The sequence below is a fragment of the Shewanella sp. Koi 1 genome (assembly GCF_052907445.1).
Map to the genome: position 1 here is coordinate 1764216 of NZ_JBREJM010000001.1, position 12328 is coordinate 1776543.

Consider the following 12328-nt stretch of genomic DNA (forward strand, 5'->3'; position numbering starts at 1 on the left):
CTATTTTTAGCCAATTCGCCTGAATATTTAAGTGGTTGGAGCAGTTTAACGCTTATGAACAAACAGGCTCTGCTCCTGAATCAGCCTTTGGGTATATTCGTGCTGAGGCGAATTAAATATCTGTTCTGTTGGGGCTTTCTCAACCATCACGCCTTTGTGTAACACCATAATTTTATCGCTGACATGGCGAATAATATTCAGGTTATGGGACACGAAGATATAGGACAAGCCTAAGTCCTTCTGCAGTTTAAGCAGCAGATTAAGGATCTGTGAGCGTACCGAGAGATCCAAGGCGGTTAAGGCCTCGTCGGCGATGATGATTTTTGGATTGAGCATCAGTGCCCGTGCCACCGCAACCCGCTGTTTTTGCCCCTCGGAAATCATATGAGGATAAAAATCCGCATGCTCGGGTAATAAACCGACCTTCCTCAAGGTATCAATCACTTGGCCATTACGCTCCTTGGCGGATAACTCAGTGTTAAAGCGCAGCGGTTCATCCAGTAATTGGCCAATGGTGAGCCTTGGATTGAGTGAGGTATTGGGATCTTGGAAAATCATCCGAATAAGACGGCAGCGCTGCTTAATATTGCGGCTGTCCAGCGCCTCGCCCTCAAAGTAAATTTCACCGCCGCTACGGGGTTCTGCGCCCACCAAAATACGCGCGAGGGTACTCTTACCTGAACCCGCTTCACCCACGATAGCTAAGGTTTCGCCGCGGTTTAATTCAAATGAAACCGGTGCTAAGGCATCGTTATATTGGCGGGTAAAGCCTTTATAGCCGGTATCGTACCTCTTAAAGAGGTCGTTAACTTTAAGCAGTGGGGTCGTCATTTGTCGTTTCACCGTGGTAAGGGAAATGGCAGGCAAAGTAGCGGTCTCGTAAATGACTCAAACTTGGCTGATTAACGCATTTCTTTTGTGCCTCAGGGCATCGTGGCCCTAAGCGGCAACCAATAGGCAGATGCTGCAGGGCGGGGGCCGAGCCTGGCAGGGTCGGCATAATGGCCTTGTGCGCCTCTATCCCCGAGTAATCCGGCATATTATCCAAGAGTGCCTTAGTGTAAGGATGATAGGGCTGATTGATCAGTTCTTCCGTTGGGCCTGACTCCATCACTTGACCGCAATAGAGCACGGATAGGTGATCGCACCATTGTGCCAGGGTTTCAAGCTCGTGGCTGATGATTAAAATTGACACGTTTTGTAGCTGGTTAAGCTGTGATAGTAGGCGGAAAATCTGTGCCTGAGTGCTCAGCTCCATCGAGTTTGTCGGTTCGTCGGCGATCAATAATCGCGGTTGGTTGGCAATTGCCATCGCGATCATCACTTTTTGGCATTCGCCTTCCGAAAGCTCCCAAGCATAGCTGGACATGACCTTTTGCGGATTCTTAATCCCGACCTTATGCAGCCATTTTTGCGCTGTCTGTTTGGCGTGTTTGTGCTTTTGCCAAAAGTAAGCCTTAGGATTCTTAGGCATGGCCTGCATCAGCTGACTACCCACGGTTTGCGAAGGGTCAAGACTGCCAGACGGGTCTTGGAAGATCATCGCCATATCTGAACCCATCAGATTACGGCGCTCCTTCGAGGTCATAGCCATCAGATTATTACCATCCCACATCATGCGGTCGGCGGTAATGGTCCAATTGGGGCCTGGGATCCCAAGAATGGCTCTAGCGAGCAGACTACGGCCCGAGCCTGATTCTCCCACGAGACCGTGGATTTCCCCTGCGTTCAGGGTCAAACTCACTTTCTCAAGGGCGCGAACTCTGCCGTGGGGCGTATCGAGTTCAATGGTCAGGTTTCTAACGTCGAGTAATGGCATAGGTTAGTTTCTGATGGGCGCAAGCGCCGATCTCAAGCCATCGCCCACCAAGTTAATGGCGAGCACACTAAAAAGAATCGCCAGCCCTGGAATGGTCACTGTCCAAGGGGCGGTCAACAAATTATCCATACCTTGGGCGACCATTGCACCCCATTCAGGACTGGGAGCTTGGGCGCCAAGGCTTAAAAAGCCAAGTGCGGCAATATCTAAAATCGCGGCAGAAATGGCTAACGTGGTTTGAATAATCACTACTTCCCAGACGTTTGGCATGATCACATACCAAAAAATCTGCAGCGAATTAGCACCGTCTAAACGGGCGGCAGTCACATATTCTTTCTGTAACTCTTCATGCACCGATTGGTGAATGGAACGTACAAACTGCGGCGTTAAGGCAATGCCCACAGCCCAGAAGACGTTTTCAAGCCCAGGCCCCATCACGGCAACCACTAAAATCGCCATTAATAGTGAAGGGATAGACAGCAATGCATCGAGCAAGTGCCCCAAAATACTGGACTTTAGGCCGCGCATCATGCCGGAGAGCGAGCCGATGATGAACCCCATAAACAATGCGGTGCCGACAATCATCAGCGCCATGCCGAAGGTTAAATGTGCCCCATGTAGCAAGCGGCTAAAAATATCACGACCTAGATCGTCGGTGCCCAAAAAGTGCGCCACTGTGCCCGAAGGGTCCCAAGAGGGCGGCAAGAGTAATGCCCGTGGATCCTGCGCCTCAGGGGAGAAGGGGGCAATCATAGGCCCGAACAGGGTGAGCAGCAGCAGAAAAGCAATGGTCCACAGACCCGCTAAGGCAAAGGGGTTTGCCGAAAAATTCTGCCAGACCCGCATCATGGGCGAGGCGATTTGATCTTCCTGATAAATTTTAATTGGAGGCATAAAGATCTTTTCTGCTCAAGGGATTGAAGACGGTATGCAGCACTTCAATCAAAATACTTAAAAAGATGATCAACAAGGCTACGGCTAAAATCCCGCCCTGGATAACCGTATAATCCCGCTGATAAATACCCGACACCAACCAAGAACCTACTCCCGGCCAAGAGAAAATCATTTCAACAACAATCGCATAGCTCGCAAATGCTCCGAGCATTAACCCCAAATGCTTTAATACTGGGATCAGCGCGTTGGGTAAGGCGTGGCGCAAAATAATGGTGTTGGTGTGCATGCCTCTGGCTTCGGCGGCGCGGATAAAGGTTTGGTTCATCACATTCATCATTGCCGAGCGAGTGCTGCGTACGACCACGGTAAAAGGTAGCACTGCGAGTGTGGTGGCGGGCAGCACGATATGCAATAAGGCATCTTTAAAGGCCGATATGCGATATTCCGAATCGGACAGTAAAATGTCGACCAACATAAATCCCGTAACGGGTTTTATCTCATATAAAAGATTGAGTTGCCCTGAAATTGGCAGCCAGCCTAGGTCGACACCAAACCAGAGTGACAAATACAAACCTAACCAGAATACAGGAACAGAATAGCCCGTCAGGGTAATCGCCATAATGGTATTTTGGGTGAGTTTATGTTGACTCTGGGAGGCTAACACGCCAAGCGGCACACCTAAACCAATGGCTATCACAGCCGCCATCACCGCAAGTTCGAAGGAGGCGGGTAGCACAGAGCTTAATTCTTCGGCCACGCTCTGGTGCGAGGTGACAGAAACGCCCAAATTGCCGCTCAGCCTTTGCTGTAAATAAGCAATAAACTGCATGGCTTTATTGCTATCTAACTTATAGTCCTGCTCAATTTGCACCAGTTGGCTCTCTGATGGCGCATGGATCCCTGTGAGGGCGAAGGTGCGTTCAACCGGAAACAAGCCAGTTGCATAAAACAACACGCCGACCATCACTAGCGAAGTGGCAAGAAACAGATTGAGGCGCCGTAACAGGTATCTGAACATCAGTGCGTCTCCTGCTCAGCTTGGCTGGTTCGGGCAAATGAGATGCCGCCAAAAGGGGTTAACTGCATATCATGGATATTGCTGCGAGTGAGTGCGACTCGCTTGGCGTGGGCCAGACTCAACATTGGCACTTGCTCGGCTAAGAAGGCCTCGGCCTCTTGGTAAATTTCCTTGCGCTCGGCCTGAGTCGAGACTTCCCTCGCTCTGTCTAGAATGGCATCAAACTCTTTGTTGCACCAGCGAGAGCGGTTGTTGTTTGATTGCATCGCCGAGCAACTCAGCAATGGCGTGAAGAAGTTATCGGGGTCGCTGTTATCGGCGTTCCAGCCGATGAGGACTGAGTCATATTCATCTCGGCTCAATCTTTGGCTAAAGACGCTCCAGTCGTAACTGATGATATTGACCTTTACACCGATATTGGCCAAGTCAGATTGAATTAACTCGGCGGTTTTTAACGCGTTAGGGTTGTAAGCGCGGGCAACGGGCATGGCCCAAATATCGATGCTGAGATGTTTTATTCCCGCTTCTTTCAACAAATCGCGCGCTTTTTGCGGATTGTAATCTAACAGTTTTTTATTGCTGTCGTAGGCCCAAGACGCTGGCGGCAACACCCCTATGGCTTCTATGGCGGTGTTTTGATATACGGCCCGTAAGATATTTTGCTTATCAACGGCATAGGCGAGGGCGCGGCGCACGCGTACATCATCTAAAGGAGGTTTTTGCGTGTTAAAGGCCCAAAAGGCTACGTTAAGACCGGGTTGAGACTCAATGCTCAGCTGTTCATGTTGCTTGATAACGGGCAACTCACCCGCTTTGGGCAGGGCCGATACGCTGCAATCACCGGCGATAAGTTTGGCCAGTCTGACTGTGCTTTTTGGGGTGATATCGTATACCAGCATATCGACTTTGGCGGGCTCGCCCCAAAAGTCGGGATTGCGTCGATAGCGAATATATTCGTTTTTGGCGTAATGCACTAAGGTAAAAGGTCCTGTACCGATGGCGAAATGATCGAGATTTTCTGGATGCCCAAGTGCTAGTTGCTGATCGGCATATTCGCTCGAGAGGATAACGGCAAAGTCGGTGGCGAGATTCGATAAAAACGATGCATCTTTGCGCGCTAGCCGAAAGATCACCTCGTGGTCATTGATTTTTTCGACACTTTTAACTTGTTCAGAAAAGCCAATACTTTGGAAAAAGGGATAACCGGTACGTGATACGCCATGGTAAGGGTGATGTTTGTCGATAATCCGATTGAAGGAAAACAGCACATCGTCGGCGTTAAAATCGCGACTCGGGGTAAAACGGGAGGAATGTTGAAACTTAACATTTTCCCTGAGGGTAAAACGGTAACTTAAGCCATCATCACTCTCGGCCCAACTGGTGGCCAGCGCAGGTACCAGCTGACCTGAGAGCGCGTCATAGTCCACTAAGCGGCTATAAATTTGGTGTGAGGTCGCGTCGATAGTGGTGCCTGAGGTCACTAACTGCGGATTAAAAGACTCGGGATTCCCTTCGGAACAATAGACCAAACCAGAAGGGAGTCGTTGGGGGCCACATGCAACCAACAACCCACTCATGCAGAAAACTGCAGTTGATAGGCACAGGCGTCTTATTAGCACACTCATTTATAAATCATTATTTTATCGACTATGAACGGCTATTTTAGCAGTGCATCTCGCCCGTGGGCAATCTGCTTATGCTTTATCGAGCAAATTGTACTTTTTCAGAATGCCGCGCAGCTGGTGATAGCTTAAACCAAGGATTTCAGCCGTCTTCTTTTGATTGTACTGACTGGCCGATAAGGCTTGTTGAATGAGCTCCATCTCATAGCGCTCGGTTTGCTCTTTAAAGTCCAAGGGAAAACTAAATGAGTTGCTGATGGACTCTGCAATGACCGCCGTGTCGGTATCGGTTTTGGTCGACGTGACTACTGGCGCGCTCTGCGGCGCTTCAGGTGCCGTGATTTGACGCTCGCGGGTACGCACTCGCGTGGTTGGGCGATAGGGGGAGGCAAAAGGGTCGAGAATAATCTGCTCAATAGGGCGGTTTTCGCCGCTGCTGCGATACACACTGCGCTCGACCACGTTTTTAAGTTCACGGATATTCCCCGGCCAGTCATGACTCATCAGCTGTTCGACCGCGCTGGCACTGAAGCCACTGAAGAGTTCCAGCTTAAGTTGCCTAGCCATGCCCACGGCAAAGTATTCGGCTAAGGTCATGATATCTTCGGGGCGACAACGCAGCGGCGGCAAGGTGATCACATCGAACGCCAGACGGTCGAGCAAGTCGGCCCTAAATTCGCCGGCGTCGGCCAGTGAAGGTAAATCTTCGTTCGCGGCGCAAATCAGGCGCACATCCGCTTGAATAGTTCTACTGCCGCCGACCCGTTCAAACTCACCATATTCGATGACCCGCAGCAGTTTTTCTTGGATTAATCCCGAGGTGTTGGCTAGCTCATCGAGGAATAGGGTGCCGCCGTCGGCGCGCTCAAAACGGCCTTCGTGTTTACCTTTGGCGCCAGTAAAGGCACCTGACTCATGGCCGAATAATTCACTTTCGAGCAAATTTTCACTCAAAGATGAACAATTTAGTTTAATAAAACTTTGATCCCAGCGTTTAGACAGATAATGTAAGCGTTCAGCAATCAGCTCTTTCCCCGTACCCCGTTCCCCAATAATGAGCACAGGTTTAGAGAGCGGCGCAATCTGCGACACATGCTCTAATACTTCGAGTAGGGCGTTCGATTGGCCGATGAGGTTGTCTTGCTGAAATTTATTATCCACGATATTTTTTAGTCTTTCGCGCTAAATTTTGGTGAAAATGATAATAAGTGGCTTGAGCCATAAAATAAAGAAAAAAGTTAAAAATATGTTTATCTTTATGAATTTAAACACAAAATAAAAGTTGGCACACTTAGTGTATTGCCCTAAGCGAGACCAACATCAATTTGAGGATAGCATTATGGGAATTTTCTCTCGTTTCGCCGATATCATTAACTCCAATATCAGCGCATTACTCGATAAAGCAGAAGACCCTGAAAAAATGGTTCGTCTGATTATCCAAGAGATGGAAGATACACTGGTAGAAGTTCGTTCAACATCAGCAAAAGTGTTAGCTGAAAAGAAAGAATTAATCCGTCGTATCAGCCGTGTTGAAGAACAAGTTCAAGATTGGCAAGACAAAGCAGAGCTGGCACTGTCGAAGGATCGCGAAGATTTAGCCAAAGCAGCTTTAGTTGAAAAACAAAAAGCCGCGGGTTTAGTGGATACCTTAAACCAAGAGTTGGCCGTGATCGATGAGCACATTGTGCGCTTAAAGGATGAAGTTAGCCTGCTGCAAGAAAAGTTGCTGGATGCTAAGGCGCGCCAAAAGACCATTATTTTGCGTAAACAAACCGCCTCATCACGTTTAGAAGTGAAGAAGCAGTTAGACTCAAGCAAAATCGACAACGCTATGCTGAAATTTGAGCAATATGAGCGCCGTGTCGAAGGGTTAGAAGCGCAGGTTGAATCTTACGATCTGGGTAATAAAAAGACATTAGCCGATGAGTTTGCCGCACTGGAAGCTGAAGATTCAGTGAATGCCGAGCTGGAAGCATTAAAGGCCAAAGTAAAAGGCAAAGCCGCGACTAAGTCAAAAGAATAACAATTCAGAGGTGAGTTATGGATATGGACATACTAATGGCACCAATTATCATCTTTATGATAGTGGTGGCGCCAATATGGTTAGTTCTTCATTATCGCAGTAAGCGACAAGTGAGCCAGGGACTCACTGAGGAAGAGTTTTCACAGCTCAATGATTTGATTGCTAAAGCCGATAAGATGGCTGCACGCATCGAAACCTTAGAGGCTATTCTGGATACAGAATCGCCTGAATGGAGGGGCAAACATGAGAGGAACTAGTGGCCGTACTTTGTATCGCATTCCCCAGTCAGGTAAAGTCGCAGGTGTGTGTGCGGGGATAGCCGAATACTTTGCAATTGAAACATGGTTAGTGCGGGTACTTGCGGTTTCTATCTTCCTATTAGGTGGTTCGGGCGTTGTGTTTATCATCTATGTTGCGTTATGGGTGATACTCGACATCAAACCCCAAAATAGCACTGTTAGGGATGACATCGAGGTGAAGAAGAAACCTTGGCAATCGGGAGAGCCTGCTAAACAAGCGCTGAGCGATGTGAGCAGGCAATTTAGAAGCCTAGAGGTGAGACTGCAAAACCTTGAACGCCATGTAACATCTGATAACTTTGATTTAAAAAGACAAATCAATAGCTTGTAATCCCTCTAAAGGGCGGCCATGTCCGCCCTTGTTGCTTAATCTCCCGTCAATTCCAGTGTATAGTTAACCTCATTCAACATTTAGGGACATCCTTATGGGAATGCTTGACGTTTCGCTCCATAAATTAACTCAGAAGAGCCAATCCCTGCTCCATAGAACGGCAGACAGGCATTTACGACTCGCGGTAACAGGGTTATCGGGGGCGGGCAAAACCGCATTTATTACCGGATTAGTCAACCAACTACTCAATAGTGGCGCGGCTTCTCAGGTATCCCATTCCCGCCATGGGAATGCTTTACCTCTGTGGCAAGTAAGCCGTGAGCAACGTTTGCTCGGGGTGAAGCGGGCGATGCAGCCGGATCTTGAAATTGCCAGCTTCGATTATCAGGGCGCAATGTTAGCGCTTACTTCGACGCCTCCGACTTGGCCAGCATCGACCCGTACAATTTCTGAGTTGCGCTTAGCCATCAAATACCAGCCGCAGAAGGGGCTGCTAGCCAAGTTTGCCGATACCGCAACGCTGTATTTAGATATTGTCGATTATCCCGGCGAGTGGCTATTAGATTTACCTATGCTGCGTCAAAGCTTTATCGAGTGGTGCAGCGCGCAGCAACAACGTGTCGCTGTGTTAAAAAGCTCGCCTTTGTATGCAGAGTTTCAAACTTCGTTAAGTGCGCTCAATTTAACCGAGGCGGCCGATGAGCTGCAGCTTAAACGCATTGCCGATCAGTATCAGCAACTCTTGCACGATTTAGTGCATGTGCAGGGGTATTATCAGGCACAACCCGGACGAATGTTATTACCAGGGGAATGGGAAGGCGCGCCGCTGCTGGCGTTTTTTCCGCTGTTATCGGTGACAGACAATCAATGGAGCGAGCTTAAGCAAAGCGATAAACACAGTGCTTTTCATGTCCTAGAAAAACGCTACCAAGAATACGTAGCCAAGGTTGTTAAACCTTTCTATAAACAGCATTTTGCGGGGTTTGATCGCCAGTTAGTGCTGGTTGATTGCTTCAGCGCCTTAAACCGTGGCAAAACCCAGTTTGAGGATATGGGCGCCGCATTAAATGCCATTATGGAGAGTTTTCAATACGGCCAATCCAGTTACTTACGCCGATTGTTTGCGCCGCGGATAGACAGATTATTATTTGCTGCCAGTAAGGTTGACCATGTGACGCGGGACCAACAAAGTCATGTGTTATCCCTGCTCACCGATATGCTCAAACACAGCCAACACTTTGCCAGTTTCGATGGTTGTAAAGTCGAGACTATGGCCATTAGTGCTATTAAGGCGACGCGTCATGGCATGGTAACCACTCAAGAAGGGGATGTGGAAGTCGTGCAGGGGATTGGATTGAACGGCCAAGCCCTGACGCTTTTTCCCGGCGAAGTGCCCACTCGCTTACCCGAGCCCAACTTTTGGCGCGACCAAGGGTTTCATTTTATGGGATTTGCTCCGCCGAATAACAGCAATGTGGACCCATCTTCGGTGCATTTTGACCATATCCGTCTCGATCACCTTCTGCAGTATCTCGTGGGGGATAAATTGGAATGAGTTTAGATTCGTTACCACCTTCAAGTGAGTCAGAGACAAACGGGCTTGATAAGCCAATGTCTGAAAATACACTTGGAAGCCAACCGCTCAAAAAACAACAAGTATTTGATTCTGATAAGGTCAAACTGCAGTCTGCCTCTGATGAGCTAAAGAGTGCCCAAGCTTTTGCACCACAGACACCCTTAAAAGCGGTGGATGAAGTTGTCGATGATGCCTTAGCGGCTCATCCACAAGCATTGGATGTGTCATCCATTCGGCCAAAACTGCATCAATCTCGCCGTTGGTCTTGGCTAGCGCGCTTATCCGTCTTTGGGTTATTGCTACTGGTTTTAGTGCAAACGGCACTAGGTTTGCGGGACGCTTGGTTATCAAGCCCTTGGTTATTTAGCTTTTATGGCGCAGTACTCGGTTTAGTCGGCAGCTGGGCAATGGTCACAGCCTTGGGCGAATACCGTAAATTAAAACGCCTCAAGCAGGTTGCCGATACGCAAGAGTCGGGCGCAAGGCTTGCCCTCAGTATGCAAATGGGCGAGGCCGATGGTTTTATCAATAATATAGTGCGGCATTATCCCGATAGTCAGGGGTTACAGCGGCTGCGTCAGTCGCTCAAAGATGAACATAACGATGCTGAAAAAGTGCTGTTATTTGAGGACTTAGTGCTTACTGAGCGGGATGAACTGGCGAAAAAAATCGTCCGTCGATACGCGGCCGAGTCTGCCGTGTTGCTTGCCGCGAGTCCGCTGGCGGCATTGGATATGGCCATTATTCTTTGGCGTAACCAACGCATGCTGCGGGATGTCGCCGTCTGTTATGGGATCGAGTTAGGCTATTGGAGCCGGATTAAACTCATTCGCAGCATCATCATTAACATCATCTATGCCGGTACCAGCGAGCTAGTGACCGATTTGGGTACCCAACTGCTGTCGGTTGAGATGACGGGGAAATTATCTGCACGGCTCGCCCAAGGTTTAGGTGGCGGGCTGCTCACAGCGCGCTTAGGGTATCAAGCCATGGCGTTGTGTCGACCAATTCAGTTGAGGGAGGAGCAGCGCCCCAAATTATCGAAAGTTCATCAAGAGTTGTTGATTGAGCTTAAACAGTTTGCCGGTAAGTTATTGACTAAAGACGGGCGCGATGCGCTTAAGAGCCAATTAGAGGCTGCTGAGCTTAAAACAGGCTCAACACCTAAAGAGAAATAACCTATCCGAGTGCGCAACACCGCGACTGCACTTTAGGCTAAATGCTAATGCGCTAATGACCCTGTCATTAGCGCATTTTTTATCGCAGATTTCCTGCCCCAAACCTCTGAATGTAACAACTTAGTTACAGCGCCGCTGATGCTATTTTCACCATGGCACTGGTTTCACCCGCTCGGCGGGGTATGTTAGTGCTTATTCGATAGGGCTAATGTTTCATTAACTTATCAATAGGACTTATCAAGACCCTAAGCATGGCCTCATTAAAACGAACAATGACACAACAAAGAATGAGGCACTGCGACAACAAGGAGTGAGCAATGCAAGATGAATCAAGCAAGCAGTGGAAAGCCGCAACCCAAGCCATTCATGCCGGACATGAGCGAGAAGCCTTTGGTACTTTGGTGACGCCACTTTATCAAACGGCGACCTTTGTCTTTGAGTCGGCGCAGCAAGGTGGTGAGCGATTCGCTGGCAACGAACCCGGTTACATTTATACTCGCCTAGGTAACCCGACAGTTGCCGAGCTGGAACGTAAAATGGCGATTTTGGAAGGGGCAGAAGCTGCGGCGGCAACGGCTTCTGGCATGGGAGCCGTATCGGCGGCGCTGCTGGCTAACCTGCAGATGGGCGATCATTTAGTGGCTTCCAATGCGGTTTATGGCTGCACCTTTGCCCTTATGACCAGCCAATTTGCCCGCTTCGGTATCGAAGTCACCTTAGTCGATTTTACCGATTTAGCGGCCATTGAGCGGGCCATCAAAGCCAACACTCGGGTGATTTTTTGCGAAACTCCGGTTAATCCTCATTTACAGGTGTTTGATCTCAAAGGTATCGCCGATATTGCGAAACGGCATCAGCTTGTCAGCATTGTCGATAATACTTTTATGACGCCGCTGCTACAGCAACCCTTGGCATTCGGCATCGATTTAGTGGTACACAGTGCGACTAAGTATTTGAATGGACACGGCGATGTGATTGCCGGCGTCGTGTGTGGCAGTGAAGAGCAGCTGCACAGAGTTAAATATGAAATTCTAAAAGATATCGGTGCCGTCATGTCTCCCCACGATGCTTGGTTGATTTTGCGCGGGCTGAAAACCTTAGATGTGCGTTTGCAGCGCCATTGTGACAGTGCCCAGCGCGTTGCCGAGTTTTTGGAGCAACATCCTGCTGTGACTCGGGTGTATTATCCCGGACTTAAATCCCATTCAGGGCATCGATTTATCGGTGGACAGATGGCGAGAGCTGGTGGCGTGATTGCCTTTGAATTAGCAGCCTCTCTTGAGCAAGCCATGGTCTTTGTGGGTTACCTTAAGCTGTTTTCAATCGCCGTAAGCTTGGGGGATGCGGAATCCCTTATTCAACATCCGGCCTCTATGACCCATTCGCCCTACACGCCAGAGGCGCGCCAGGCCGCGGGGATAAGTGATAATTTACTGCGGATCTCAATCGGTTTAGAGGATTGTGACGATATCATCGAAGATTTAAACCAAGCCTTCGCCATGCTGGCATAAGGCTCTGCGAGGTTTAGTGAAAGGATGCCCTTATGGCATCCTTTTTGTTTTATGGCA

General features: G+C 49.0%; 12 protein-coding genes. 6 read left to right on the top strand and 6 right to left on the bottom strand.

Annotation, left to right across the window (positions count from 1 at the left end; all coding sequences use genetic code 11):
- Positions 1–45: 45 nt before the first annotated feature.
- The 6 genes from ACUZ8J_RS07715 to pspF form a co-directional block, all read right to left on the bottom strand.
- Complete coding sequence (locus tag ACUZ8J_RS07715; RefSeq protein WP_011623242.1) at positions 46–831, bottom strand: peptide ABC transporter ATP-binding protein; 786 nt, start codon at positions 829–831, stop codon at positions 46–48.
- Positions 812–1819: a peptide ABC transporter ATP-binding protein gene (locus ACUZ8J_RS07720; protein WP_011623241.1), complete on the bottom strand. Its 1008-nt coding sequence runs from the start codon at positions 1817–1819 to the stop codon at positions 812–814. The genes ACUZ8J_RS07715 and ACUZ8J_RS07720 overlap by 20 nt, the downstream gene beginning before the upstream one ends.
- A 3-nt stretch (positions 1820–1822) precedes the next feature.
- Complete coding sequence (locus ACUZ8J_RS07725; protein WP_011623240.1) at positions 1823–2713, bottom strand: ABC transporter permease subunit; 891 nt, start codon at positions 2711–2713, stop codon at positions 1823–1825.
- On the bottom strand, positions 2700–3731 hold the full coding sequence (locus ACUZ8J_RS07730; RefSeq protein WP_011623239.1) for an ABC transporter permease: 1032 nt from the start codon (positions 3729–3731) through the stop codon (positions 2700–2702). The genes ACUZ8J_RS07725 and ACUZ8J_RS07730 overlap by 14 nt, the downstream gene beginning before the upstream one ends.
- Positions 3731–5356 carry an ABC transporter substrate-binding protein SapA gene (gene sapA / locus ACUZ8J_RS07735; RefSeq protein ID WP_089067501.1) on the bottom strand — a complete coding sequence of 542 codons (1626 nt, stop codon included), beginning with the start codon at positions 5354–5356 and terminating at the stop codon, positions 3731–3733. The genes ACUZ8J_RS07730 and sapA overlap by 1 nt, the downstream gene beginning before the upstream one ends.
- Positions 5357–5425: 69 nt before the next feature.
- A complete protein-coding gene (gene pspF, locus ACUZ8J_RS07740; protein ID WP_446693509.1) occupies positions 5426–6514 on the bottom strand; it encodes a phage shock protein operon transcriptional activator in 1089 nt (362 codons plus the stop codon).
- Positions 6515–6692: 178 nt separating this feature from the next.
- Here pspF and pspA point away from each other — a divergent pair, with 178 nt between their 5' ends.
- From pspA to megL, 6 genes are all read left to right on the top strand, one after another.
- Entirely contained in the window at positions 6693–7376 is a 684-nt protein-coding gene (pspA, locus tag ACUZ8J_RS07745; RefSeq protein ID WP_011717539.1) for a phage shock protein PspA, read from the top strand.
- A gap of 17 nt (positions 7377–7393) precedes the next feature.
- Positions 7394–7633, top strand: a complete 240-nt coding sequence (gene pspB / locus ACUZ8J_RS07750; RefSeq protein ID WP_089067504.1) for an envelope stress response membrane protein PspB — start codon at positions 7394–7396, stop codon at positions 7631–7633.
- A complete protein-coding gene (gene pspC, locus ACUZ8J_RS07755) occupies positions 7620–8006 on the top strand; it encodes an envelope stress response membrane protein PspC (protein ID WP_011623234.1) in 387 nt (128 codons plus the stop codon). Before pspB ends, pspC begins: the two co-directional genes overlap by 14 nt.
- 94 nt (positions 8007–8100) lie before the next feature.
- Positions 8101–9561 (top strand): YcjX family protein, encoded by a 1461-nt coding sequence (locus ACUZ8J_RS07760; protein ID WP_126511579.1) that lies wholly within the window; start codon positions 8101–8103, stop codon positions 9559–9561.
- Positions 9558–10760 (top strand): TIGR01620 family protein, encoded by a 1203-nt coding sequence (locus tag ACUZ8J_RS07765; RefSeq protein ID WP_446693510.1) that lies wholly within the window; start codon positions 9558–9560, stop codon positions 10758–10760. Before ACUZ8J_RS07760 ends, ACUZ8J_RS07765 begins: the two co-directional genes overlap by 4 nt.
- A gap of 317 nt (positions 10761–11077) precedes the next feature.
- Entirely contained in the window at positions 11078–12271 is a 1194-nt protein-coding gene (gene megL, locus ACUZ8J_RS07770) for a methionine gamma-lyase (RefSeq protein WP_446693511.1), read from the top strand.
- The last annotated feature ends 57 nt before the right edge of the window (positions 12272–12328 follow it).